This window comes from Allohahella marinimesophila (assembly GCF_039538005.1).
GTDB lineage: Bacteria > Pseudomonadota > Gammaproteobacteria > Pseudomonadales > Oleiphilaceae > Allohahella > Allohahella marinimesophila.
Genome location: NZ_BAABBO010000016.1, coordinates 66,376 through 92,305 on the forward strand (window position 1 = coordinate 66,376; position 25,930 = coordinate 92,305).

25 protein-coding genes are annotated in these 25,930 nt (G+C 56.5%); 9 read left to right on the forward strand and 16 right to left on the reverse strand.

What is annotated here, in order from left to right:
- Positions 1 to 17 precede the first annotated feature (17 nt).
- From murA to ABD735_RS16460, 5 genes are read left to right on the forward strand one after another with little or no spacing between them, the layout of a single operon-like run.
- Positions 18 to 1,283 (forward strand): UDP-N-acetylglucosamine 1-carboxyvinyltransferase, encoded by a 1,266-nt coding sequence (gene murA, locus ABD735_RS16440; protein WP_344808453.1) that lies wholly within the window; start codon positions 18 to 20, stop codon positions 1,281 to 1,283.
- Positions 1,277 to 1,933 (forward strand): ATP phosphoribosyltransferase, encoded by a 657-nt coding sequence (hisG, locus tag ABD735_RS16445; protein WP_344808455.1) that lies wholly within the window; start codon positions 1,277 to 1,279, stop codon positions 1,931 to 1,933. Before murA ends, hisG begins: the two co-directional genes overlap by 7 nt.
- A 24-nt stretch (positions 1,934 to 1,957) precedes the next feature.
- Positions 1,958 to 3,280: a histidinol dehydrogenase gene (gene hisD, locus ABD735_RS16450; protein WP_344808457.1), complete on the forward strand. Its 1,323-nt coding sequence runs from the start codon at positions 1,958 to 1,960 to the stop codon at positions 3,278 to 3,280.
- The gene (gene hisC, locus ABD735_RS16455; RefSeq protein WP_344808459.1) at positions 3,277 to 4,467 is read left to right on the forward strand and encodes a histidinol-phosphate transaminase; all 1,191 of its coding nucleotides are present in this window, start codon (positions 3,277 to 3,279) and stop codon (positions 4,465 to 4,467) included. The genes hisD and hisC overlap by 4 nt, the downstream gene beginning before the upstream one ends.
- Positions 4,445 to 5,218, forward strand: a complete 774-nt coding sequence (locus ABD735_RS16460; RefSeq protein ID WP_344808461.1) for a Nif3-like dinuclear metal center hexameric protein — start codon at positions 4,445 to 4,447, stop codon at positions 5,216 to 5,218. Before hisC ends, ABD735_RS16460 begins: the two co-directional genes overlap by 23 nt.
- Positions 5,219 to 5,230: 12 nt before the next feature.
- Here ABD735_RS16460 and ABD735_RS16465 read toward each other — a convergent pair whose 3' ends face one another.
- Complete coding sequence (locus ABD735_RS16465) at positions 5,231 to 5,977, reverse strand: Z-ring associated ZapG family protein (RefSeq protein ID WP_344808463.1); 747 nt, start codon at positions 5,975 to 5,977, stop codon at positions 5,231 to 5,233.
- Positions 5,978 to 6,107: 130 nt separating this feature from the next.
- On the opposite strand from ABD735_RS16465, the gene zapE reads away from it, so the two are divergent.
- Positions 6,108 to 7,247, forward strand: coding sequence for a cell division protein ZapE (zapE, locus tag ABD735_RS16470; RefSeq protein WP_344808465.1), 1,140 nt, complete (start codon positions 6,108 to 6,110; stop codon positions 7,245 to 7,247).
- 46 nt (positions 7,248 to 7,293) lie between these two features.
- Here zapE and ABD735_RS16475 read toward each other — a convergent pair whose 3' ends face one another.
- Positions 7,294 to 8,469, reverse strand: a complete 1,176-nt coding sequence (locus ABD735_RS16475; protein ID WP_344808467.1) for a thiolase family protein — start codon at positions 8,467 to 8,469, stop codon at positions 7,294 to 7,296.
- Positions 8,470 to 8,786: 317 nt separating this feature from the next.
- Here ABD735_RS16475 and ABD735_RS16480 point away from each other — a divergent pair, with 317 nt between their 5' ends.
- Together ABD735_RS16480 and ABD735_RS16485 are read left to right on the forward strand one after the other, a co-directional pair.
- Positions 8,787 to 10,580 carry a DUF1302 domain-containing protein gene (locus ABD735_RS16480; protein WP_344808469.1) on the forward strand — a complete coding sequence of 598 codons (1,794 nt, stop codon included), beginning with the start codon at positions 8,787 to 8,789 and terminating at the stop codon, positions 10,578 to 10,580.
- Between the two features lie 89 nt (positions 10,581 to 10,669).
- Complete coding sequence (locus ABD735_RS16485; RefSeq protein WP_344808471.1) at positions 10,670 to 12,058, forward strand: DUF1329 domain-containing protein; 1,389 nt, start codon at positions 10,670 to 10,672, stop codon at positions 12,056 to 12,058.
- A gap of 97 nt (positions 12,059 to 12,155) precedes the next feature.
- On the opposite strand, the gene ABD735_RS16490 is transcribed toward ABD735_RS16485, so the two are convergent.
- The 7 genes from ABD735_RS16490 to ABD735_RS16520 form a co-directional block, all read right to left on the reverse strand.
- Positions 12,156 to 13,046, reverse strand: a complete 891-nt coding sequence (locus tag ABD735_RS16490) for a 1-acylglycerol-3-phosphate O-acyltransferase, YihG family (protein WP_344808473.1) — start codon at positions 13,044 to 13,046, stop codon at positions 12,156 to 12,158.
- Positions 13,047 to 13,076: 30 nt separating this feature from the next.
- On the reverse strand, positions 13,077 to 13,583 hold the full coding sequence (locus ABD735_RS16495; protein ID WP_344808475.1) for a YkvA family protein: 507 nt from the start codon (positions 13,581 to 13,583) through the stop codon (positions 13,077 to 13,079).
- The gene (locus ABD735_RS16500; RefSeq protein WP_344808477.1) at positions 13,580 to 14,524 is read right to left on the reverse strand and encodes a glucosaminidase domain-containing protein; all 945 of its coding nucleotides are present in this window, start codon (positions 14,522 to 14,524) and stop codon (positions 13,580 to 13,582) included. The genes ABD735_RS16495 and ABD735_RS16500 overlap by 4 nt, the downstream gene beginning before the upstream one ends.
- An 81-nt stretch (positions 14,525 to 14,605) precedes the next feature.
- Entirely contained in the window at positions 14,606 to 16,990 is a 2,385-nt protein-coding gene (locus tag ABD735_RS16505) for a hypothetical protein (protein ID WP_344808479.1), read from the reverse strand.
- 80 nt (positions 16,991 to 17,070) lie between these two features.
- The gene (locus ABD735_RS16510; protein WP_344808481.1) at positions 17,071 to 17,679 is read right to left on the reverse strand and encodes a YfaZ family outer membrane protein; all 609 of its coding nucleotides are present in this window, start codon (positions 17,677 to 17,679) and stop codon (positions 17,071 to 17,073) included.
- Between the two features lie 31 nt (positions 17,680 to 17,710).
- The gene (locus tag ABD735_RS16515; RefSeq protein ID WP_344808483.1) at positions 17,711 to 18,730 is read right to left on the reverse strand and encodes a DUF3187 family protein; all 1,020 of its coding nucleotides are present in this window, start codon (positions 18,728 to 18,730) and stop codon (positions 17,711 to 17,713) included.
- Entirely contained in the window at positions 18,730 to 20,526 is a 1,797-nt protein-coding gene (locus tag ABD735_RS16520; protein WP_344808485.1) for a cation:proton antiporter, read from the reverse strand. Before ABD735_RS16520 ends, ABD735_RS16515 begins: the two co-directional genes overlap by 1 nt.
- A gap of 115 nt (positions 20,527 to 20,641) precedes the next feature.
- Here ABD735_RS16520 and ABD735_RS16525 point away from each other — a divergent pair, with 115 nt between their 5' ends.
- Positions 20,642 to 21,133: a PilZ domain-containing protein gene (locus ABD735_RS16525; protein WP_344808487.1), complete on the forward strand. Its 492-nt coding sequence runs from the start codon at positions 20,642 to 20,644 to the stop codon at positions 21,131 to 21,133.
- On the opposite strand, the gene tsaA is transcribed toward ABD735_RS16525, so the two are convergent.
- The 7 genes from tsaA to ABD735_RS16560 form a co-directional block, all read right to left on the reverse strand.
- Positions 21,124 to 21,882, reverse strand: coding sequence for a tRNA (N6-threonylcarbamoyladenosine(37)-N6)-methyltransferase TrmO (gene tsaA / locus ABD735_RS16530; protein ID WP_344808489.1), 759 nt, complete (start codon positions 21,880 to 21,882; stop codon positions 21,124 to 21,126). The two genes, ABD735_RS16525 and tsaA, sit on opposite strands and share 10 nt — an antisense overlap.
- A gap of 5 nt (positions 21,883 to 21,887) precedes the next feature.
- Positions 21,888 to 23,045 (reverse strand): hypothetical protein, encoded by a 1,158-nt coding sequence (locus ABD735_RS16535; protein ID WP_344808491.1) that lies wholly within the window; start codon positions 23,043 to 23,045, stop codon positions 21,888 to 21,890.
- A complete protein-coding gene (locus ABD735_RS16540) occupies positions 22,975 to 23,436 on the reverse strand; it encodes an HIT family protein (protein ID WP_344808493.1) in 462 nt (153 codons plus the stop codon). The genes ABD735_RS16535 and ABD735_RS16540 overlap by 71 nt, the downstream gene beginning before the upstream one ends.
- Positions 23,433 to 23,684, reverse strand: coding sequence for a DNA gyrase inhibitor YacG (gene yacG / locus ABD735_RS16545; protein ID WP_344808495.1), 252 nt, complete (start codon positions 23,682 to 23,684; stop codon positions 23,433 to 23,435). Before yacG ends, ABD735_RS16540 begins: the two co-directional genes overlap by 4 nt.
- Positions 23,681 to 24,271, reverse strand: coding sequence for a dephospho-CoA kinase (gene coaE, locus ABD735_RS16550; protein WP_344808497.1), 591 nt, complete (start codon positions 24,269 to 24,271; stop codon positions 23,681 to 23,683). Before coaE ends, yacG begins: the two co-directional genes overlap by 4 nt.
- A gap of 42 nt (positions 24,272 to 24,313) precedes the next feature.
- Positions 24,314 to 25,276 carry a prepilin peptidase gene (locus ABD735_RS16555; protein WP_344808499.1) on the reverse strand — a complete coding sequence of 321 codons (963 nt, stop codon included), beginning with the start codon at positions 25,274 to 25,276 and terminating at the stop codon, positions 24,314 to 24,316.
- Positions 25,277 to 25,930: type II secretion system F family protein (locus ABD735_RS16560; RefSeq protein ID WP_344808501.1), on the reverse strand; the 654-nt coding region annotated here is incomplete at its 5' end.

Consider the following 25,930-nt stretch of genomic DNA (forward strand, 5'->3'; position numbering starts at 1 on the left):
ATCAGAACCAGGCCCATATGGACAAATTAAGAATCAGGGGCGGGGTGCCGCTGAATGGTGCGGTCACCATCTCCGGCGCAAAGAATGCTGCACTGCCGATACTGACCTCAGCCTTGCTCTCTTCCGGACTGGTTGAGCTCAGCAATCTGCCGCAGCTCAACGATATTCGAACCATGACCAGGCTGCTTCAGCAGATGGGCGTGGGCATGGAAGAGCAGGGCGAAGGGCGGCTGCAGCTCGACAGCTCCAAAGTGAACAACTATACCGCCGCCTATGACCTCGTGAAGACCATGCGGGCCAGTATTCTCGTGCTGGGCCCTCTTCTGGCGCGTTTCGGCTATGCGGAAGTCTCCCTGCCTGGTGGCTGTGCCATTGGCAGTCGGCCGGTCGATCTTCACATTCGTGGCCTCGAGGCGATGGGTGCCACCATTGCAGTAGACAATGGTTACATCAAGGCGAGTCGGCAGGGGCGCTTGCGCGGTGCGCATATCTACTTCGACACCGTTACCGTTACCGGGACTGAAAACCTCATGATGGCTGCCTGTCTGGCTGACGGTCGTACGGTGCTCGAAAATGCCGCTCGAGAGCCGGAGGTGGTTGATCTTGCCAGGTGCCTGTTGGCCATGGGCGCCGATATCAAGGGGCATGGCAGCGCCACGATCGAGATCAACGGCGTCGCCGAGCTGAAGGGTTGTCATCACGCCATCCAGGCTGACCGGATTGAAACCGGTACCTTTCTCTGTGCAGCGGCTGCTACCAGGGGGCAGGTCACTGTTCACGGCGCCGACGAAGCCTGTCTGGAAGCCGTTCTGCTCAAGCTGGAGGAGGCAGGTGCACACCTCTCCACTTCGGATACCAGCATCACGCTGGACATGAAGGGCAACCGCCCGCGGGCTGTCAGTATCAGGACCGCACCGTTTCCTGCGTTCCCCACGGATATGCAGGCACAGTTCATGGCTATGAACTGTGTCGCTGAAGGCACCAGCAAGATTGTTGAAACCATTTTCGAGAATCGCTTCATGCACGTTCAGGAGCTACAGCGACTGGGCGCAAGTATCAGCGTGGAAGGGCATACCGCCCTGGTGACCGGACTGGCTGGTCTGACTGGCGCACCGGTCATGGCCACCGACCTGCGGGCCTCTGCCAGTCTGATCATCGCCGGGCTTGTCGCCGAAGGCGAGACCTGTATCGATCGTATCTATCATCTGGATCGCGGTTATCAACGCATAGAGCAGAAATTGCAGGGGCTGAACGCAAGAATTGAACGGGTAAGCGAATGTTGAATGGTGAACAGATCACGATTGCGCTGAGCAAGGGCAGAATCCTGGATGACACCTTGCCACTGCTTGAATTTGCAGGCATCACCCCGGCCGAGGATATTTCCAAAAGCCGGAAGCTGATCTTTGACACCAACCATGACAATGTCAGACTAGTGGTGCTCAGAGCGAGCGATGTACCCACATATGTGCGCTTCGGCGCCGCTGATCTCGGTGTGGCCGGCAAGGACGTCCTGCTCGAAAATGGCAGTGAAGGCCTGTACGAGCCACTTGATCTGGATATCGCCCGCTGTCGTTTAATGACCGCGGCCAAGGTCGGGGCCCCCCGGCCCGAAGGTGGTCGGGTTCGGGTGGCCACGAAATTCGTCACGCTCGCCAAACAGTTTTATGCCAGCCGTGGCATTCAGGCGGATATCATCAAACTGTATGGGGGCATGGAACTGGCGCCGCTGCTCAATCTGGCCGATGAAATCGTCGATATCGTCGACACCGGCAATACGCTCAAGGCCAACGGCCTTGAGGCCAGAGAGCTGATCTGTCACGTCAGCTCGCGACTTATAGCCAACAGTGCGGCGATGAAGATGAAGCAGGCGGCCATGCAGGCACTCATTGCTCGCCTGGGCGAGGCAGTTCAGAACAGAAAGCAATCAGCCTGAGTTTATCTGCAAGAGACTATCGTCATGAGAATGTTAACGCGCAGCGATGCGAATTTCGCCGCTGAACTTGATGAACTCCTCAATGTATCTGCGGAAGACACCTCGGCCGTCGAGCATACGGTGGCCGATATCATCGCGGATGTACGCAGACGCGGTGATGCAGCCGTGCTTGAATATACCAGTCGTTTCGATCGGCTGGATTTCAGGGATGCTGCCCGGCTGCGGATCACACCCGAACAGCTGGCGCACCATGCCGCGCAGACCGCCCCAGCAGTGCGAGAGGCGCTCGAAGCCGCAGCAGCGCGCATCCGTAGCTATCACGAGCGTCAGGCAGCACCTTCCTGGCAATATTCCGAGCCCGACGGCACCGTGCTTGGTCAGCAGATTACCCCACTGGATTCGGTAGGTATCTATGTGCCCGGAGGCAAGGCGTCCTATCCGTCGTCGGTTCTGATGAACGCCATTCCGGCAAAGGTTGCCGGGGTAAAGCGCATCGTGATGACCGTGCCGACCCCAGATGGTGTGATCAACGATGTCGTCATAACGGCTGCGCTGGTGGCGGGTGTTGATGAGATCTATACAGTTGGTGGCGCCCAGGCCGTCGCTGCGCTGGCCTATGGCACTGACACCATTCGACCAGTGGACAAGATAACCGGCCCTGGCAACATTTTTGTGGCCACAGCCAAGAAACAGGTCTTCGGAAAGGTGGGCATCGACATGATAGCAGGGCCCTCGGAGATCTGTGTCGTCGCCGATGCGGCGACCAATCCAGACTGGCTCGCAATGGACCTCTTTTCCCAGGCCGAGCACGACGAAGATGCACAGTCGATCCTGATCAGTGATAGCCAGGCGCTGCTCGATGCCGTGACCGCTTCAATTGAACGCCTGCTGCCCGAGATGGAGCGCGCGGATATCATTCGGAAGTCGCTGGCGGCACGTGGGGGCATGATTCTCTGCACTGACATTGACGAAGCCATCGAAGTCGTCAATATGATTGCCCCCGAGCACCTCGAGCTCTGTGTTGATCAGCCTGAACGTCTTCTCACCAGCATCCGTCACGCTGGGGCAATTTTCATGGGACGTTATACCCCAGAGGCGCTCGGCGACTACTGCGCTGGACCTAACCACGTCCTGCCGACCTCAGGTACGGCGAGGTTTTCCAGTCCGCTTGGTGTCTACGACTTCCAGAAGCGCTCCTCCATCATCAATTTTTCAGCGGAGGGAGCAGCCACTCAGGGACGCGTCGCCAGTGTGCTGGCCAGGGCAGAAGGGCTGACTGCGCACGCTCGGTCAGCTGAGTATCGTGTAGAAGGCGATGCCGGTGGCCAGACAGGACAGCGACAGTGAGTGAATATTCACCGGAAAGCAGCTCGCAAAAGCGTACTGGTCTTATAGAAGCCCTGATTCCTGAACGCCTGAGGGCAGTTGGTGCCTATCATGTACAGGACTCGAAAGGTCTCCTCAAGCTGGACGCGATGGAGAACAGCTTCCCGCTGCCGCCATCCGTTGATGAGGCCTTTCGCGCACGGCTAGCCTCGCTTGAGATCAATCGCTATCCCTCTCCGCATCCGCAGAAGATCGAGCAGCAATTGCGTCGGCTATATGGTGTTCACGACGAGACCGCCATGATCTTCGGCAACGGTTCGGACGAGTTGATTCAGCTCCTGATTACCGTTATCGCGCCGAGTAATCGCGTGGTGGTCGCACCGGTGCCCAGCTTCGTGATGTATGCGAATCTGGCCCATCTGCTGGACTGCCGTTTCATTGGTGTGCCGCTTCAGTCAGATTTCAGTCTCGATCTTGCCGCCATGAGTGAAGTAGTCCGATCGCAGCGACCCGGTCTCGTTTTTCTGGCGCAGCCAAACAATCCGACAGGCGTGGCCTATTCACAGGCAGCGGTGGTCGAGTTGGCGGAACAGTGCCGCGAGAGTGGCAGTTTGCTGGTTATCGACGAAGCCTATGAGGCCTTTACTGACTATAGCGCCATTGGACTTGAGCAGCGCTTCGAGAACGTGCTGATCCTGCGAACGCTGTCGAAGCTTGGTATGGCTGGGGCCCGCTTCGGCATGCTGTTTGGCCACGAGGCCTGGGTCAGGGAGTTCGACAAGGCCCGACTGCCATACAACATCAATGTATTCTCTCAGCTCTTTATCGAGATTGCCCTTGAGCACTATGAGCTCTTTATGGCGCAGACTGAGGCGCTCAGAGGCTATCGCGCCATCTTGCAGGATCAGCTGACAGCGTTACCCTGGGTGAAAGTGTTCGACAGTGAAGCCAACTTCGTACTCATCCGGGTGCTCGATGAGTCGGCTCCCGACACTGCTGCAACGACGTCCGGCGAGGCGCTGGCGCCTCGCCTTCATAAGGCGATGAAGCAGCGTGGCGTGTTGATCAAATGTCTGCATGGTGCGCATCCGCTGGTTGAAAACTGCCTGCGGCTCACCGTGGGACAGGCCCATGAAAACGAACAGATGATGCGGGCACTTATCGAGGCCTATCAGGATCTGAGGGATGGTAACAGTGGCGATGGTTGAACGTGCGGCGGTAGGAGCCTGGCTCAACGCAGTACTCAAGCCGGAGTTGGTGAAGGATTATTGTCCGAACGGATTGCAGGTCGAAGGGCGTACGCAGATTGCCAAGGTCATGCTGGGTGTCACTGCATCGCAGGCGCTCATCGATGAAGCCGCGCGTTGGGGCGCTGACATGCTGTTGGTGCATCATGGCTGGTTCTGGAAGAACGAGCCGCTGACGGTGACTGGTCAGAAATACCGACGCATGAAGGCGCTCATGGACCACGACATCAATCTGTTTGCGTATCACCTGCCTCTGGACATGCATCCAGAATACGGTAACAACGCCAGGCTGGCTGCTGTGCTAGGTCTGGAAGTGGAAGCCATGCAAGCCCTGCTTGGCGTACAGGATTTGCTCTGGAGTGGGCGTCTGGCCGCGCCTTGCCGGGCAGACGATTTTGCGCGTCATATCGAAGAGAAGCTGCAGCGTAAGCCGCTGCTGCTGGGCAATGCCGAGAAGCAGATAGAAACGGTGGCGTGGTGTACGGGAGGCGCCCAGAGTGCAATTGACGATGCCATCGCGCTGGGCATGGACGCATTCATCAGCGGCGAAGCTTCCGAGCCAACCTACCATGCCGCTATGGAAAACGATATTGTCTATTATGCTGCTGGCCACGATGCCACTGAACGCTATGGCGTACAGGCACTCGGTTCAGCACTGGCGGCCGAATTCGGACTGGAAGCCAGGTTCTTCGATCTCGGCAACCCTGTCTGAGCTCTGAGCGGCCTAGTGTCGCAGGTCGCGCTCGCTGTCGTCACGGCTGAGATTGTAACCTTCAGTCAGCGTGCCGTTGTCCTCTGGCCCTCGTCTCGGTGCGTAGTCACGAGGCGCTTCAACATAGCCATCGACGTGCTGCTCATCATAATCGACTGTCTTTACATGCTTTTGCGCTACTCTCACGCCCTGAATCGAGCTTGTCGACGTGCCAGGTACCTGAAGCGGTTCTGGCTTGGAAGCAGCCTTCTGTTGCCCCGGACTATTGGACTTTTTCCTGGCGCCCGAACGATCTGACGAGCTTGAGGCCGCAGCAGAGCTAGGGGCAGCCTCCATTCCGAGACCCTCATAGCCTTCGATGGCGACGTCAGGCGGCAACCGCAGCCGTTCACGCAGATTTTCAGTGTTGCTGTAGTCGATGTCGTCTGGAGAATCTGCCTTGTTGGCGCGGACTTGTCTGAGCAGGTCGCTGCTGTCGAAGTCGGCTTCTCCAGCCAGTTTGTTCGCACCCTTGGTGAGGTGGGTGATCACGCTCTCATAATCCTTGTTGAGTCGTTTGATCAACTGGGCGGCTTCACTGAAGTGATGTGTTACGTCGGCCTGGTAGCGCACGTATTCATCACGCATCTGATCCATCTGGCCTTCGAGCCGCCGTCGCTTGGTACTGCCGGGGCTGGCAGTCTTGTGCAATACGATGCCGATGAGGAGGCCCACAGCGAAGCTGACGGCTACGCTGACCGCGATCCAGAAAGGAGTCATAGAGGATCCTTTTAGTGCTCAAAGATGAGTTCAAAGTAGGGTATTATACGCGGCTCGCGCTTGTCGACCAGAACGTCGGCCCGTGCAGCGATGTTCGCCCACCACACCAGCAAACAGGACCTTCAAAGCGATGTCCAGCAGTACATTAGCACCCCTGCAGAAATACCGCCAGGATCTGGAGTTGGCAGGCTTCAGCTACGATGCGTCGCAGGAAAACGCCGTAGTTCACCTGCAGAATCTGTATGAGCGTCTCGTAGCGGCCGAAGCTCGTGAAGAGGCGCAAAAAGAGGTGAAGGTTTCGGTTTTCGGGCGTATCAAACAGCGCTTCAGTAGCCGGCAGGAGCAGACCGAGCCGGAGCGGGGTCTCTATTTCTGGGGCGGTGTTGGCCGTGGCAAGACCTATCTCATGGATACCTTCTACGACAGTCTACCCTTCGAACGGAAATTGAGGGTGCACTTCCATCGATTCATGCAGCGGGTGCACCGGGATCTCACCAAGCTCAAGAGTACCGAGAACCCGCTCGAGATCGTCGCCGATAATTTCGCAAAGGACGCCAGGGTCATCTGCTTCGACGAGTTCTTCGTCAGCGACATTGGTGATGCCATGATATTGGCGACCCTGCTCGAGGCGCTCTTCAGACGGGGTGTCAGCCTGGTCTGCACGTCGAATATCGTGCCAGACGGCCTGTACAAGGACGGACTGCAGCGGGCACGCTTCCTGCCAGCCATCGCACTGCTCAACAAGCATACGGAAGTCGTCAATGTCGACGGAGGTGTGGACTACAGATTGAGAACTCTGGAGCAGGCGGAGCTCTATCACTCGCCACTGGATGCCGAAGCCGAGACTTCGCTTGCGGCCAGCTACAAGGCGCTGGCGATGGACTGTGGGACACATGGCGTGGCATTGAGCATCAACGGCCGCTATCTTCAGGCCCGACAACGCTGTGACGATGTCGTCTGGTTTGAGTTCAGAGAGCTCTGCGATGGGCCGCGCAGCCAGAACGACTACATCGAGCTGGCCCGGGAGTTTCATGCGATTCTTATCAGTAACGTGCCGATATTCGACACAGCGATCGAAGATCAGGCCCGCCGCTTCATCAATCTGGTAGACGAGTTCTACGATCGTCGGGTGAAGTTGATTCTCTCAGCCGCAGCGCCAATATACGAACTCTACAAGGGGCAGCGACTACGCTTCGAATTCGACAGAACTGAAAGCAGGTTGCTTGAAATGCAGTCGCAGGATTACTTGTCGGCCGAGCACAAGGCATGACGGGCGCTGCGGCCGGCCATGCCCTGGCTGGGCGAGAGGGTAGGGTTTAGAGCAGCTCTATGGCCACAGCGGTGGCTTCACCGCCACCAATGCACAGGCTGGCAATGCCGCGCTTTTTGCCGAGGCGCTGCAGGCCATGCATCAGGGTCACAATGAGGCGTGAGCCAGTGGAGCCAACAGGATGGCCCTGGGCACAGGCGCCGCCGCTGATATTGACCTTAGCCGAATCAAGCCCGAGTTCCTGAATGGCCAGCATGGTCACCATGGCAAAGGCTTCGTTGATTTCGTAGAGGTCAACGTCATCTGCGCTCCAGCCAGTTTTTTCGAACAGCTTCTTCATGGCGCCAATCGGCGCGATGGTGAATTCACCTGGCGCCTGCGAATGCGTGGTGTGGGCCACTATTCTGGCCGCTGGTTTCAGGCCATGCTTTGTGACCGCATCCTGGCTGGCCAGCAGCAGTGATGAAGCACCATCCGAGATTGAACTCGCGTTCGCTGCCGTGATAGTGCCGTCCTTGCTGAAAGCAGGTCGCAGACCAGGAATCTTTTCCGGACGAGCGGTCAATGGCTGTTCATCACTTTTGACAGTTTCTTCACCAGTGCGGGTCTGAATGGTCACCGGTACGATTTCCGCGTCGAGATCGCCGGCTTCCATGGCCGAGTTGGCTCGTTTCAGCGATTCGATGGCGTAGTTGTCCATGGCTTCACGGGTCAGCTTGTACTGGTCGGCGACGTCCTGAGCGAACGAGCCCATGAGTCGACCGCTTTCGGCATCTTCCAGACCATCGAGGAACATGTGGTCCATGACCTTGCCGTGACCCATGCGCATGCCACTTCTGGCTTTCTCCAGTAGGTAGGGCGCATTGCTCATGCTTTCCATGCCACCAGCGATGACCAGTGAACTGGAGCCAGCAACGATGGCATCGTGGCCCTGCATCACGGCTTTCATGCCAGAACCGCAGAGCTTGTTGATGGTGGTCGCGCCGGTGGAGTTCGGAAGACCTGCCTGAAGCATGGCCTGACGGGCTGGACCCTGTTTCAGACCAGCTGGCAGTACACAGCCCATAATGACTTCATCAACCGAGGCGGGATCGATCTGTGCGCGCCGTACTGTTTCACGAATAGCGTCAGCGCCGAGTTTGGTCGCGGAACAGCCGGACAGTACGCCCTGAAAACCGCCCATGGCGGTACGGCAACCTGCCACTATCAATACTTCACTCATTCAATGTGTCTCCAGCTCGGAATTCTCTTGGAAAAGCCGCAGTCTACAGCGTTTGCGCTGTGACGCAGTTAGCAGGCCTGAGCAGAAGCGTCGTCAATAGTCAAAAAGTCTGCAGGCCTGATTCGGGCTTATTGTACACGCTGCGGGTGCCAACGTGCAGTAGTGTAGGGAGTCTCAGCCCAGTACCATACAATCGTGCGCCAAGTCCTTGTATTTTTAAGTTCAGAAATTTTTTTTCTTGGCTTGGAGAAAAACAGCGTTACGGTCTATATTGGAATTACGATCCAGTAAAAAAAAGTATAATGGAGTAGCGTTCGATGATAAAACATTCCCAGCGTCGGTTCGGATGGACTGCGCTATCGGCTGCTATTGCTGCAGCTTCCTCCCTCTCAATGCCGGCTCAGGCGTTCCAGTTCTATCTCGGTGATATCGAAGGCTCTCTCGACACAACGCTGACAGCAGGTGCCAGCTGGCGTGTGGAAAAGCGTGATAAGGACTACCTGGCCCAAGGCAGTTTGCCTGGCATAGGGAAGGGCAGCACTACTGGTTCTTCAACCAACAATACCGACGACGGTAACTGGAACTACGATCGGGGCAAGACCTTTTCAAAGGTCGTCAAAGGCACCACCGATCTGCTCATGAGTTATGAGAACTTCGGTGGCTTCACCCGTCTGCGCTATTTCTACGACAGAGAGCTGATGGATGAAAGCCGGCCCGCTGACCCGCTTGGTCAGACGCGCCCATTGAACGATGACACGCTCGATCAGGCTGGTTCTGACGTTCGCTTCCTCGATGCCTATGTCTGGGGTGATTTCTACGCTGGCGAAGTGCCCATCAACGTCCGTTTTGGTCGGCAGGTGCTGAGCTGGGGTGAGAGTACCTTCATCCTTGGTGGTATCAACTCGATCAACCCACTCGACTTCTCGGCTGCCCGTTCACCAGGCGCTGAAGTCAAGGACGTACTGCTTCCGGTCAATATGTTGTATACCTCCATCGGTCTCACGGCTGATGTGACGGTCGAAGCGTTTTATCAGTTTGAATGGGAAAAGACCCAGGTCGACCCTTGCGGAACTTTCTACTCGACTAACGATACCGTCGCCGATGGTTGCGGACCTATCCTGATCGCAGGTGAAGTGCCAGAGACTCTGGTGCTGCAGCAGGGTCTGTACAATGAAAGACTTGGCGACGAAGAGCCGGATAACGACGGTATGTTCGGCGCGGCAGTGCGCTGGTATGCAGCGGCGCTTGGCGATACCGAGCTTGGCTTCTTCTACTATCGCACCAACAGCACGCTGCCTTACGTCAACTTCGTGGGCAACAACCCTGCAGCGGGCCAGCCCTTCGGGGCGTATCAGGTAGTGTTCCCTGAAGCGATCGATCTGTTCGGTATCAGTTTCAGCACCAGTACCGAAAACGGTTGGTCGATCGGTGGTGAGATCAGTCACCGACCCGATATGCCTGTGCAGAAGAACGGTTTTGAACTGACGCTGGCCAGCTTGAATGGTGTCGATCCAAATGGAGTGCCTTTGAGTGCCTTCGGTGATGAATATTCGCCTGGTGGCAAGATTCAAGGGTATGAAGAGTTTGGCATGACTCAAGCGCAGGTCACCTTCATCAAGTTCTTCGATCAGGTGCTCGGCGCAAGCCGACTCAGCTTTGTGACGGAATTTGGTGCAACCTATCTGCACGGTTTTCCGGATGATGATGAATCACGATTCGGTCGTGACAGTACCTTTGGTGTTGGCCCACAGCAGAATCCGAATGTGGTCGTCCCCTGTGAAGGTGGTTCGAACAACAATCCTAAGTTCTGTGAAAATGAAGGCTTTACTACCGCGCTTTCAGCGGGTTACCGCATGCGTGCCTCGTTGGACTACAACGACGCCTTTGCTGGCGTGAACCTGTCACCGATATTTTCCTGGTCACATGACGTATATGGCTATGGCCCGATCCTTTTCCGTGAAGGACAGGTAACTACCAGTTTGGACCTGAGAGCGGTATATATGAACAAGTATACTGCGCAGGTTGGTTACACTGCCCGTATCGGTGGTGAACCATATAGCGGCGTCGGCGACCGTGATTCCATCGATGCATCAGTGTCAGTTTCATTCTGATACGTGCGGCAGTCACTAGTCTGGGAACCAACCATACAAGCATAATAATCAGGCGGAACAGGATTGTTCCGCTGATCGAGGAAAATTGAATGAGACTTAGAGAGTTAACGAAAACAGGTCTGACCGCAGGCATGCTCTGTTTCTCACTGGCGGCTTTCAATGCCAGTGCTGCAGTGTCTGAAGCGGAAGCGGCGAAACTAGGCGACACGCTGACCAGGCTTGGCGCTGAAAAAGCGGGCAATGGCGGCGCGATTCCAGCCTGGACGGGCGAGAAGACGCCTGCGCCAGCTGGTTTCGATGGTGACAATTACATCAGCCCCTTCGCTGATGAAAAGCCGACCCTCACAATCAACAATCAGAACGCCGATCAGTACAAGGATCAGCTGTCTGCTGGCCAGTTGGCCATGCTGAAAAAATACCCTGGCGAATACATCATCAACGTGTATCCGACACACAGAAATGCTGTGTTCGAAGAGCGCGTTTATGAAGCGGCCGTCAAGAATGCCACTACGGTTTCCTTGTCTGAAAGCAAGAACGGTATTACTGAATACGACACCTCTGTGCCGTTCCCGATTCTGCACGGGACCGATTCAGAGAAAGGTATTCAGGTCATCTTCAACCACATTACGCGCTGGCGGGCAGGCTCACTGTCGCGACGCGTAACGCAGATGACACCGCTGGCCAATGGCAGTTTCACGCCGGTCGAGTTCGTGGAGGATCTGTCCTATGTTACAGAGCTCACCGATTTCGATCCGAAAACCGTGGACCCCAACATTCTGTTTTACTTCAAGCAGGAAATAACTTCACCGTCTCGACTGGCAGGTAACGTACTGCTGGTTCACGAAACGCTGGATCAGGTGAAGGAGCCACGCCGTGCGTGGATCTATAACGAAGGTCAGCGCCGTGTGCGTCGTGCGCCCCAGGTGGCCTATGACGGACCAGGTACCGCTTCGGATGGTCTGCGAACGACAGACAACTTCGACATGTTCAGTGGTGCGCCCGATCGCTACGATTGGAAGTACCTCGGCAAGCGCGAGATGTATATTCCTTACAACTCCTACGGTCTGATGGACAAGGACAAGAGCTACAGCGATATCATCAAGGCAGGCCACCTGAATCAGGATCTGGCTCGTTACGAGCTGCATCGTGTTCACGTGATAGAAGGAAATGTGAAGCCGGGTGCAAGACACATATACGCCAAGCGCGTCATGTATGTGGATGAAGATACCTGGCAGATCGCTCTCGTCGATCAATATGACGGACGCGGAGATCTGTGGCGCTCATCTGAAGGCCATGCGACCTACTACTACGACGTCATGGTACCCTGGTATACCGCAGAGGCTATCTACGACCTCGTGTCAGGCAGATATCTTGTGCTCGGCCTGAACAACGAGATCGAAAATGCATATGAGTGGGGTAACAAGCAGAGCTCTAACGAGTTCACCCCGTCAGCACTGAGACGTTCCGGTCGCAGATAGAGCCTGTTGGCAGAATCTGTTGTGATGAGGATGTCATTAAAAAGGAGCCGCGAGGCTCCTTTTTTTATGTCTGACGATTTGAGATGGAAAGGGCTCGTCAGCCCTTCTTCATGGCTTCGAGCCTGTCATCCTTCTCTTCCCAGATATGGGCAACCCAGGCCTGGAATTCAGCCTTGAATTCGGGATCGTTCTGGTAATCCTTGTCCTTGAATGACTGCGGAATCCTGATTTCCCGAATATCCACCACCACATGATCGAGGCGCCCGGTGAGCAGGTCCCAGAAACTGATGTGTTCGCCAGGATAATGCAGTGAAATATCGAGCAGGGTGTCGAGCTGGTCAGCCATTGCGCCGATTACGAAGGCGATGCCACCGGCCTTCGGCTTGAGCAGGTGACGATAGGGCGAGTTTTGCCGGGCGTGTTTCTCAGGTGTGTTTCTGGTGCCTTCCAGGAAGTTGAAAATGGCCGTTGGCGTATCTGAAAAGTGTTCACAGGCCTTGCGAGTCGTTTCGAGATCCTTTCCAGCCAAGGCCGGGTTCTTTGCGATCTGCTCCCGGGTGTAGCGCTTCATGAACGGGAAGTCGAGCGCCCACCAGGCGATGCCGATGACTGGCACCCAGATCAGTTCCTTCTTCAGAAAGAACTTCAGAAAAGGCGCTTTTCCGGAGAGCACTGTCTGAAGGACCACTATGTCACTCCAGGACTGATGATTGCTCGTGACCAGATAGTAGTTCTTCGTGTTCAGATCAGCATGATTGCGGACGTCCCACTTGATGTCGTGGAAGCTATTGAGCAAGAGGGTGTTCACGCGTACCCAATAATCGGCAAAGGCTATGGCAGCTTTCGTGAGGCCGATCCGGAACCGGCTTGGCGGGGTAACGAGCTTGATAACACCCATGACCGACATTGGTATCACGCAAAGCGTTGTGTTGATTGCGATGGTCGTAAAAATGATCGAGCCTTTGATATGGCCGATAAGACGGGTCATGCCTGTGTCGTCCTCATGAGAGTGGTCGGGTTAAGGTTTGGATTGGTCGAGTGCCTGTTGTGGCGAATCAGCCCCGGGCGCATCAGCAGGCTCCGGAGTGACGTCCTGTGGCAACAGTTTGATGGCCTGCTTGCGGGCCTTGGTTCGAATTTCGGGGGTGACATAAGCGGATAGCATCGCCAGTGCTGACAGCATGACGCCAACGTCATCGGTGTAGCCCAGCACCGGCGTCAAATCGGGAATCGCATCTACCAGCGAAATGAAATAGCCGAGGGCGCCATAGATGGCGGTTTTACACCACACAGGTGTTTCCGGAGCGCGAGCGGTGTAGTAAAGGGTGAGGGCAAGCTCGATAGTCTGAAACCCGGCCTTCCGGCCAGAACCGATGATCTTTCGCCACAGGCGGGAAGGATCGAATCGTTTGGCGAACTCTTTATTCTCTTTTTCACTCAGCAGGGCGCTGCTGGCTGAAGCCGGCGTCACGGTCTCTGCCGCTGTATTGTCTTTTTTCTTCCAGAACATAAGTTGCTGCCTCATTCGCCTTGGATTCCTTCTGCCTCCTTCAGATTCGCCTGCAGTTCGCGGATCAGAGTCCTGACCTGGCGGGCGCCACGTTCCTGGGAGTGAACGTACCGGGAGAGCTTGTTGTTTCTGATGAGTGTTCTGATTTCGTCAACGTACACCTGCCCACGCTGGGAGTATGATACCAGCCCTTCTGCAAGCAAAGCACCATCCGGGGCCTGACCAGCCTCGATGGCGGCAACACGCAGGGCCCGAAGATCAGTATAAGCGGGATGGCCATTGATGTTCAGCAGATAGGCCACGACCGAATCGTAAACCGAGGCGAAGGAGGCCACTTCGTGTGCCCCGTCAGCTGGGCGAGCACGGGGGACCATGCCACAGCCCTGCTGGAAGCACCACTGACCGAAAAGATTGTTTCCCATTCGCGCGAAACGGGACGTGCCCCATGCTGACTCTATCGCGGCCTGGGCGAGGGGGAGCGAAGCTGGTACTGGTAGCAGCCGCTGTTCCAATGCCTTCAGGCGCTCATGAAGCTGGGCAAGCTCGACTGGGTTGAACATCGGACTGCCGGCATCGCGAAGATAGCGCTCTGCCAGCAAATTGACATAAACGAGTGCATCGGGCTCCAGGACTGTGGTCTGCGTAGCGTCGGCATCGACAGCGGGGAACGTGGCCCCAATCTGGCTCAGTTTTCGAGCCTGGAAGGCCAGTACATTGTTCGCTGTCTGCACCAGCGGAGCGAGATAGTCGAAGAAGAGCAGCTTGCGGGCCTGAGCATCTTCGATAGCCTTGAAGTTCGGCAAAGCTTGCTGCCGCGCCAGCGTTTCTAGCCGCAGCAACTGTCGCTCGTAGCCACTCAGCGCCTCGCTGCGCTCGAAGCGCTCACTTTCTGCCAGATATAGCACTACACCGCCCGTGAGTACAAGCAGGCACAGCAGCCAGGTCCTGTAGCGCATTATCAGGGCCACAGGGCGCCGCGACGACGCTGAATCATCAATAGTCAGTCACCAGCGCCACGCTGAATCCGTTTGACTTGCTCAATTAACGGGTAGCACGCGTTCGAGGAAGCCATACACCAGGCCCACACGGTCACCAAACTGCATTCGCATGACGAGCAGATGTTCATCGGCAGTGACGAAGCCTTCGAGTTTGACTGTGTCAGGTCCGCCTGTAGGGTCCGGGAAGGTCATGGCGACCGCGTTCCCAATGGGGCCGGCTGCCAGTGGCGAAGCCGTCGCGGTCACAGTGCCAAGCGTCCGGCTCGCGAACGGACGAACTTCTGAGGTGCGTGCGACTTGCTCGGTATAGCGCTCAACAAGGGTCAGCGTTGGGGTCAGGTCGGGACCAAAGCTCAGTGTGCTGTCGTCAAAGGTGCTCAGACGGTTCACTTCAGGCAGGAAGCCAAGGGTATGGCCTGCCAGTCTAAAGCGTTTGTTCGCCAGTTCAGGTTGCTCTGTGCTTATTTTCACAGCATGTCCGATGCCGCGCCCTCTCACTGGATACAGACCGGTGCCAATCTGGCCACCAAACTCAGCGGTGGTCTGGTCATCTATCGAGAAAGTCAGAATATTGCCAGCGGCATCACTGAAGCCACGCAGATTGCCGACACGAAGGCGGCCACGTGGGATGTCTTCCTGGCGCTGAACGTTGTCCAGTCCGGTGACGAGCTGTCTGTTGAACAACAACGCCGCATCGAGCGTCGTCGGGCTCTCACCGATAATCGTTGGCGGCAGGCGGGAGTCGTCCGAATTCAGGGCGGTGCGCACGGTGTAGAACAGGGGGTGACCGCTGATATTCTCCGCAGCACTGGCATCGGGTCTGGATACCGAGACACTGTCGCCAGCCGCGTCGAACGACCAGAGCTCGATAGAGCTGAAAAGGCTGACGGCAGGGTCGATACCAAACAGCTCGCTCACGGTGACGAAGCCATAGCGACCCTCGGCCACTCGCTCGAGACTGAAATCCCTGCGCTCGACGTTTTCATTGCCGAAGGTGCTGCGCTTGGAATGGAAGTTCCAGGTAACGGCATGAACATTTTCGAGGGTCTGGGCACGTTGCAGCCCGGAGCCGCTCTGATCCACCAACTCGACGAATTCAGCATCCTGAAAAAAAGCTGATGCCAAAGAGTCACTGAAGCTTTCACCACGCTCATCACCGCTACTGACATTACCGCGAAGTGAATACAGCAGTGCTGAGTAGGGCTCCGAGACGTAGCCGGTGGGCGCCGCCGATTGCTCGCCAACGACATCCTGAACTTCCAGCTGTGTCAGCTCGAAATTCGCATTGCGCCGCAGCACTGTCGGTATGCCCCGCGCCAGAAAGTTGATTTCGCTGCGGGTTTCAGTGTCGAGTGGCAAGCGATATTGACCATCGGCGCCACGGGTATTGCTCAAGCGACTGAAGGGAATGGTTTCGGTGATTCGGCTCACGATGGCTGGTGTATAGGTCAGCTGGGGATAGGCCAGCTGCGCTTCCTGCGTTGTGCTGCTCACGGCGACGATGGTATCGAGAGCATTGGCGAAAATGGCCGATGGACTGGCAGTACCCGGCATGCCCTGGCCAAGGCTCATGGTAAAGCTGGCTGAATGGTAGGTGCCCGCACGGTCCAGCAGTTTGGGGTTGGTGTCTTCAGCCGAGGTCGGGTTCGGCACCTTGTCGGCGATTATCGTGGCCACCAGCTGGTCGACAGTGTTCTTGAACACAGGCTGCTGGTCGAGCGCAGCAATCGTGCCGCCGAGGTCGAGCGATGCCGGGAGGCCCAGTTCAAATTCTTCAGTGGTCGCAAACAGTGCACGCCAGTAACGAAGCACAGTGTCGTCCTGAGTCTGGCAGTTGTCGTCGCGTGTGGCACAGGGAATCAGGTTGTTGAGGCGCGTACTATTGCCGTTCAATGCCGAGAGGAAGGCGCGCGTGGCATATTCGGTTTTTGGCGAGATTTCGACATTACGATCGGAGCTGGGCAGTCCACGTCGCAATACGGTGCCATCGCTCAAGGTGGCTTCGAACCAGAGGTCCAGCCGTGTGGGTATGGCAGTCTCGAATGCGACGGTAAAGCGACCGTCGGCACCGAGACCCACCTGATAATCCGCTTCGGCGACAGCGAAGCCATCGAAGGCTTCTCCACTGGCCATGAACTGCAGTACCTTGATATCTGCATTCAGCAGGTTGCCTTCGTTGTCCACAACGCTGACGAAGATATTCTGGGCTCTGGCGGGCTGGTCGGGGCACTCTACCTGCTCGAAATCCTCGGTACAGCTCGGGGGAGGCAGCTGGCCCTGGTCACGAATTCTATCGGTAGACGTCGAGCCATCACATGCGGTAAACACCAACATAGCCAGGAATGGCAGTACGCCTGCCCTGGATCGGTGGAGCAGGTCGGAGAGCATCGTCACGATGCTGGAGGGGGCGCTGGTCTTGATCATGATTCCTGTCTACGTTGAAAGCGGTAAGATCGGGTTGCTGCAGTGTGCCACAGCCGCTGCAGCGATACCGGATTCAGAGCTCAAAACTGCAGTCTGAAGCCCAGGTGGAAACTTTCTTCGAGTGATACATCTGAGCCTTCCTCTGCCTTGGCATGCAGGTGGCGATAGCCCAGATAGACGTCTGCCGCCCGAATGATGCGATAGGTCACCTTGGTATCGAAGCGCCAGAATCGATCTGCATCGCCGAAAGCCGTAATCGACGGTGCGACGAAGGCCGCTGCCGTGTAGCCGAGGCCCGGTACCTGTGGAATATTGAACTGGACGAAGCCACCAATGGGCAGCGCGCCACCTTCGAGGTCATCGCCATTGAACAGATCCAGCTGTCCGCCGATACCGACAGTAGTGGGTAGATTGCCGATAGCTGTCTGCCCCAGGGCGAGTAATTCGAGATCGAACACTCTGGAGCCGCCTTCGCGATAGACGATGCCGGCGGAGGATCTGAGGCTGCGCTCTTCATTGAGAAATCTGAGGTCGACTGCGACGGAATCTTCACTGAGCGCGATATCGAGCTCGGAAGCCTGAGCGGGCACGAAGGCTGACATGCCCAGGACCGCTGCCGACAGTGCCGCCGCGCCGCTGCGCCACTTGGAGGTTGTGAGCGGTATCTGGAAGTTCGGGTTATTCAACATAAGTCTGCTGTCTCTATCGTGCGTGTAGGGTTCAAGCGTCAGCGCCAGACCATAACAGACTGACGAAGATGACGAAGTCAGGTGATATACGGGTTCTCAAATCCTCGATGAAACCCGCCTGAAGGGCCAGTTGCCGGCTCAGGTAGCCCGTACCGGACAGAGACAGCTGAAAGGCCGTGGCATACAACGGCTCCAGTTCGCTGCGAAACTGCTTACTGTGGTAATCGAGCTGGGCCTGAACCTTCCAGGCGCCCGGCTGACCATACAGCACCCCGGCTCGGGCATTACCGACCCAGTGAAGCTGATCGATGATCTTGCCTGCACTGGCGCCGAAGCGGTTGAGCCCGATGTAATTCAGGCCGCCGCCGTAATAAACCGCCGCATGGCGATCGCCTATCTTGCTGCCAGCACTGCCAGACAAACCCAGACCAACATCGATATCGTCGTTACCGGTGAAGCGACCAGCATCGCCAGTCGGCAATTCGACCTGCATCTGCACCGTCAGCGGCAACATATCGTTGCCTAGCTCGTAGCGGGCGCCGAGTCTGAGATCGCCAATGCCGGAGTCAGCGCTCGTATTATCTATCAACAGCTCGTCGTCGCGTGCGTACTGATAACGAAAGGCATCACTGTTCCCGTCTGAGCGGCCGCCTTCCGGAAAACCAAACCAACTGTGCCAATTCACGATGAAATCGTCCATGACGCCTTCACCATGATGATAGTAGCCAACGCTGCCAAACAGCTCGGCCTGGCCGGGCAGGCTCGTCTCCAGTGGGTATCTGAGTGCAAGACGGGTCAGGTTGAGCTCACCATCGAAGACGACACCTTCGGTCGGCTTGCGATCAAAGACGTACTGGTTGGACACACTATGCTGAATCGACCCAGTCAGCTCGGTCACGGCATGGGGCTGGAGTTCGACCAGCCCAAAGCCCAGGGCCTGGGGCGACAGGTTATCGATGTCCAGAGCCGTTTCCAGTCGTTCAGCTGCGAGCACGGCATGGCTCGTTGATATCAGGGCAAGCAGGCAGACCGTCTGGCAGTGAGCTCGCATCAGGCTTCCGCATCCAGCAGGGTGATGATGATATGACCTGGCTTCGGCTGCAGCGACCGCTTGCTGCTCGCCAGGAGAAGTTCGCGCTGTTCCGTAATGACACACAGCAACAGGGGATCACGATTTTCGTTCTGACTCTTGAACTGCTCGTAAGTGAAATCGTTCGACAGCTGCGTGCGCTTGACGATAGACCCGGCGTTCATCCTCGTCATGAGGTAGTTGTATGTAGCATTGCTCCTGAACAGCGGAATGCCCGAAAGATCGTCAGGCACGCTCTGCTGCGGCTTGTCCTTGTCCTCGAGCTCGCCAAGCTGATAGGTCTCGGCCACGCCGAACACATCGGAGAAGCGGATACAGGCCAGGGAGTTGAGCTCCAGGTTCGGCGTGAGCGCAATGAAACGGCCGATGCCGGTGTAGCTGACATTATCGGTAGCGTGCTCGGACAGCACGTTGCCGAGATAGGTGGGAATGCCTTCCATGCGCGCTTCCTTGATGTTTGCCCAGCGCGCATCGATGAGCAGGACACCGAAATTGTCTTTCTGTAGCGTCTTGGCGAAAGCGCGTGAAAAGGTGTTGGATCCCAGAATAATAGCGCCCTGGGGTTCGTCATCGCCCAGATCGAGCTTCTTCGCCAGCGGTCTGGCTGCCAGGCCATAAATGAGAATCGAGCCGATGATGATGAAGAACATGTTTGGGGCCAGTACATCGGCGCCGGGGTAGTCCATGGCCTGCAGGCGTACGGCAAACAGCGAAGTAATCGCCGCCGCGACAATGCCTCGTGGCGCCATGGCGGCGATGAAGACCCGTTCACCCGTGGTGAGGGGGCTACCGATGGTGGACAATGCCACGGCGACCGGCCTCACGACCAGAATCAACAGGCCGAGGAAAATGAAGCTGCCAATGTGTATCTGTTGCAGGTCTGCGATCTGCAGGCGGGCCGCCAGTATGATGAAGAGCGCAGACAGTAGCAGCACCCGAAGGTCTTCCTTGAAGCCCACCAGGTTACGGATGGACACCAGCTTCTGGTTGCCCAGATAGATACCCATGATGGTCACACTGAACAGCCCGCTTTCGTGCTGGATCAGGTTGGACACGGTAAACAGCACCAGCACGGCTGTGAGCGTAAACGTATTGGAGAGGAACTCCGGTACCCAATGGTGGCGCATGGCCAGTGTCATGAGCATGCCCATCCCGAGCCCCAGTAGGCCACCGACCACGATGGTGAGGCCGAAACCCTGTACAAATACTGATGTCGCGGAGCCAAGATTCGCCGTAATGACTACTTCAAAGACAAGAACCGCGAGCAGGGCGCCGACGGGGTCGTTGAGGATGCCCTCCCATTTCAGCACGGAATTGACGTGACCTTTGGGGCGAACCAGCATCAACAGCGGCAGGACCACGGTGGGCCCAGTCACTGTCAGAATGGAGCCGAGCAGGGCGGCCAGCATCCAGGGCAGGTCCAGGGTGTATTTGGCAAAGACCGTACAGAGTACCCATGTGGCCACGATGCCTACACTGATGAGGCGCTGCACCACCACCGAGGTGGCCTTGAGCTCCCTGATCTTCAGGCTGAGGCCGCCTTCGAACAGGATGATGGCGACGGCGAAGGAGACCGCCGGAAACAGGGCCTCGCCAAACAGCGCATCAGGGTCGAGCAGTCCGGTGATCGGACCGAGGGCAATACCGCTGAGCAGGAGCAGAAGTATGGATGGAAGCTTCAACTTCCAGGCAAGGAACTGTGAGCCGACCCCGAAGAAGAGAATCGCGGCCAGCGAAATAACGACAGATTCGTTCAAAAAGCAGTCTCCATACTTGCAAGCAGGCAGTCCGAGGATCTACCTTAAGTGATAGAGCTTCGTATGCAATAACAAGAGTTTAAACAATAGCATCACAACAGCCGAGGAAGCAGCCGTGGCAGTCCTTGAAAGCAGAAACACTACACACAAAGACGCATTGAGGCAATTCATCCGCCACCCTACAGATATACCAATAGAACTCGAGCGAAGTGAGGGGACTACGGCGCTGTCCAGCCACCATCATGCCCCGACCCTGCCAATGAACAACGTGAGTCGCGGCGGGGTGAGTTGCATCACCACCCAGAGCTATTCACCGAACGATATCGTGCAGGTGCGTATTCCCTTCGTGATCCCTGAATTCAGCTGTTCAGCACAGGTCGTCTGGTGTCGGCAGTTCACCGCAGACCTTTACGAAGTGGGTCTGTCATTCCTGAAAAGCGAGGATGCCTTCGCCGCCAGAATGGTCGAGCAGATTTGCCACATCGAGCAGTACAAGCGCCAGACCTATGCCAAGGAAGGGCGGCTGCTCACGGGTGAAGAAGCTGCGTCAGAATGGATCGACAGCTACGCCGGCTCATTTCCGCCCGTGGATGGTTTTCACTCCTGATTTGGCTGTAGCTGGCGCACTGAATGTATCAGCAGGCTGCCGTCAGCTTCCACGGCCCAGCTGACGTCGTAGTCGCCAAACTGAATGGTATAGCTTCTCCCTGAATTGCCCCTTGTACCACGCCTGGCGTGGTAGGCCGGTCTGGGGTCCAGTTCAAGCACCGAACATAATTGTTCCAGAAAACCAGGACGCTGTTGCTCAATAGCGTCGAACTCCTTGCCTAGCCCCGGCGCCAGATCCACGGCCAGGCGCTGCGGTGACTGTTCCGCCCAAGCGAGTTCAGCCTCCGGCAAGGCATCCGCGTAGGGCAGGTAGGGCTTTACATCGAAAATCGGGCTGCCATCCACCAGGTCCAGGCCTTCGACTGTCAGGTGCATGTGACCAGCCTTGCTCTCCATGCTCAGCAGCCGAACCGCCGACAACGAGAGACCATTGGGTCGGAACGAAGAGCGAGTTGCGAAGACCCCCATCCTGCGGTTACCACCCAGCCGTGGCGGACGCACCGAGAGTGATGGCGTATCGCCGTCAGCCGAAGCTAGATGGAAGCGTCCAATCACCCACAGATGACTGGCCTCGTTCAATCCGACGAAGGCTTCGGGACGTGAATAAGCCGGCTCGAAAACGATGTCGACAGGCACTGCAGCCAGGCCGGCCTGGCGAGGCACACCAAATTTCTGCGTGAACGGTGAGCGCACCCAGGCGATTGGGTGGATCTCGTAGCTGCCTGGCTCTGCGTGATTCTGGGACATAAAGCTCACTGCGAAAATAGCATTTCAAAACCAATGGTCAGGCTGGGCACTGGTTTGAAGTCGGTATCTTCAGACAAGGTGATCACGCGGTAGTTCTCAGGTGAGGTAATCGGTGAGCCCTGACCGGTATCGGTTCTGATGGGCACAAGATATTCCTTGAGTTCGGCTCTAGAAAAAGTGAGGGCCGGCGTAACTTCCAGGAAAAGCCAATTTGAATAGACGGATTTCCGATAGGTCGCGCTAACGAAGTACTCGCTGGTTCGTGGCTGCGGCTGGTTTTCGCCGATCCAGCCGATTTGATAGCGGCTGGCACTGCGGAAATCGATCTGGTGGAACAGGGTCGCTGACTGGGAGAAGTCCCAGGTATCGTCCTCCTGTTCGAAGCGCGCCTGGGTGAGCAGACGCAGGAAATAGTCTTCCGACAGATCACGCTCGAAGAAGAACTGTGTGCGATGGCCCCAGCCTTCGGAATGAAAATAATAGTAGGCCTGCTCGAAACGGAAAAACCACTCCTTTTTCAGCGGCCACTCACGTTCGAGTTCGAAACGCGCAAAGGGATCCAGCGGCACCCTGAAGCGGATACCGATGTCAGTATTGAACTGCCAGTGCTCCGGCTCCGATATGAACCGCAGAAAGCCTGAACTGCTTTCCCGCTCGCGGCCTTGTCTTGCCTGCCGGTTGCGGCGGTTTTCCAGGTCAAGGAATTCATCGGTCTGCGACTCCAATACGAGTTTGAATCGCTCTTTGGTGGATGGCAGATCGAGACGAAACTTGAAGTCGGGGTCGAGCTCCGGTGCCTCTCCAGCTTCGATGATGGAAAACAGACCGATTCTCAGGAAGCTGTCGTTACTGCGGTCCGCTGCCTCCCGGCCACCAAAGAACCCGTCGACCTTGCGGCCGAGTGTACCGATGCGGGAAGACCAGTTGTTGCGCTGGTTGATCAACCAGTCCAGCGGCTGCTCCATCATGGCCGGTTCGAGATCCCTGTCCCTGAAGTAGGGCTTGAGCTCTTCGTACATCGCCTCGCCAGCATCCTCGGCCATCAACTGGCTACTACTGAAAATGCTGGCGAAACCGGTGAGCAGGCAGAGGCTATAGGCCAGCCAGTGACGATTCAATGAGTTGGGCCTGTTCGTCGAGACGTTTGCGACGTGCTTTCGCAATGAATAATCCTGGCGCGTGAAGGAGGAGATGGCCACCAACCTTGAGTAGGTCCCGCCTGTATCTTGGAATGATATGGATATGCAGGTGCGGAACATGCTGTTGAGCGACGGTGTCGTTATTGTTGAGGATATTATAGCCGTCAGGTCGCTGTTTCGCCTTTAATTGGGTCAGCATTACCGCTGCCGAGAGCTTGTGGGTCAAATGCGACAGCGCATCGAGTTCCTTGAGCGTGAGTTCATCGAAGCGTTCGACGTGGCGGGTCGGGATGATGAGCAGATGGCCTGGGCTGATGGGGAAGAGGTCCATCATGGCCAGGCAGTCATCGTCCTGGTGAATGATACTGGCGGTCTCAGTGCCTTTGACGATACCGCAGAATTTACAGTCACTCACTGCCAGCGGTAACCATTGGATTGTTTGCTATCTCTGTCATCTGAGGATTCATCCTGTCCATCGAGTTCGTCCATGAGATGATCCAGGTCTTCAGCTGTTGGCGTGACCGGGATCTTGTAGCTTTCTTCTGCCCAGGCACCGAGATCAATCATCTGGCAGCGCTCGCAGCAGAAGGGTCTGAACTCGTTTTCGGGGATATATTTGACCGGCTTCTGGCAGGTCGGGCAATTCACGGTAATCGTCTTCATAACTTCATGTACGCATCATGCTGTGATTGGACTTTTTTGCGTAGGCTGGCAAGGTCGCCATCATTGAGAATGATGTCGTCGGCGAGCTCTTTTTTCTCGTGCCTGGCCATTTGGCTCGCCATGATAGCCTGCGCTTCATGTTCTCGGGAACCATCGCGAGCCATGGTTCGCTGGATTTGAACCTCGGGTGGTACGTCGATGAGGAGCACGCGGTCTACGGTATGGTGCTGCCGTCGCTCCAGCAGGAGTGGTGAGACGAGTATGCCGTAGTGGCTTTTGATGCCCTCGCGCCAGTCTTTCAGGCGTTTGTAAACCAGGGGATGGGTGAGGCCTTCGAGCCACTTGAGTTTGGCAGGGTTGGAAAACACGAGACTGCGCAGGGCGGGGCGGTTGAGTTCGCCGCTTTCCAGAAGGATATCAGGGCCGAATTGTTCGGCGATTTGCTGCAGGGCCGGTTCGCCCTTGGCGACAATGGCTTTGGCGACATCGTCAGCATCGATACAGTCGACACCCAGCTCGGCAAATATGGCAGCCGCTGTCGATTTGCCACTGGCTATGCCGCCAGTCAGGCCTACTACAGGCTTCAATGGGGAGCCTGTAGTGGCGTCAGCTGAGCGTTAGCTGGTGGACTAAAGAGTTGAGAGGTATGAAGAAATGATCGCATTGCCCCAGAGTAAAGCGATGAAGCCTGCGATGGCAAGATATGGACCAAAGGGAATTGGAATATTTCTGTCGCGACCTCTAAATACGATAAGACCGAGCCCCAGAATGGCACCGACGAAGGACGAGAGCAGGATAATGAGTGGCAGGACTTGCCAGCCCAACCAGGCCCCCAGGGCCGCCAGCAACTTGAAATCACCATAGCCCATGCCTTCCTTGCCTGTGAGCAGGCGAAAGCCGTGGAAGACCAGCCAGAGGCTTAAATAGCCTGCTATTGCTCCCCATAACGCGGACTCCAGATCGGTGAAGAGACCGAAGCTGTTGGCGATCAGTCCGGCCCAAAGCAGCGGCATGGTGATGCTGTCTGGCAGAAGCTTGGTGTCGAAGTCGATCATCGACAGGGTGAGCAGGGTCCAGCTGAGCGCGACTGCGGCCAGGCCGGCGGTATTGACGCCGATGAACTTGAGGCAGATAACGCCGAGCAGGGCGGTTAGGAGCTCGATGACCGGGTAGCGCAGGCTGATGCTGGCCTTGCAGGCTGAGCAGCGGCCACGCAAAGCGAGATAGCTGAGCACGGGGATGTTCTCCCAGGCGCGGATCTTGTGGCCGCAGTGCGGGCAGGTGGAGTCCGGCTTGGAGAGGGTCATGACCGGTGGTGTGTCGGCCTGCTCTGCGGGGGCGTCGGCTTCGTGGGTGAGGTCGGGTGCTACCGCTGTGTGTTGTGGGTTTGCAGAGCTGTTGGTAGCGTCAGCCTTTCGCTGCTGGTGTTCGGCGAGGAACTGCTCGCACTGTTGCAGCCAGCCGGCCTCCATCATGCGTGGGAGTCGGTAGATCACCACATTAAGGAAGCTGCCGACGAGGAGGCCGAACAGCGCGATGCAAAAAAAAGCAGCATTGGGATGCTGCTGTAGGTAGAGGAAAATTTCTGTCATTTAGACAACAGCACCCATCTGGAAGATTGGTAGGTACATCGCGATGATGAGGCCGCCGATGAGAACTCCGAGCACCGACATAATCATGGGTTCCATCAAGGCTGTTAGGTTGTCTACAGCGTCGTCAACCTCGGATTCGTAGTGGTCGGCCACCTTCTCAAGCATGGCGTCCAGCGCACCTGACTCTTCGCCGATTGCGGTAAGCTGAACGGCCATGACTGGGAATACCCCGCTTTCTTTCATACTGTATTGCAGCTGGGTACCGGAAGACACGTCTTCCTTAATTTTCATAATTGCCTTCTCAAACACTGAATTCCCGGCTGCTCCGGCAACTGAGTCTAGGGCATCGACGAGTGGCACACCGGCCGCAAAGGTTGTGGATAAAACGCGACCGAAACGGGCAACAGCAGATTTATAAATAATGTTCCCAACAACTGGCGCCTTCAACATGAATCTGTCCATGCCTTCGCGAAATTTCAATGAGTTCTGATGAACTTTCTTTATGGCAAAGACTGACGCAATGATCCCAGCGAGTATGTAATACCAATAAGCCTGCATCCACTCCGACAAATCTACGACCATTCGTGTGAAGGCTGGTAGATCGGCGCCGAAGCTCTGGAACATGTCTTCAAACATTGGCACTACATATACTAG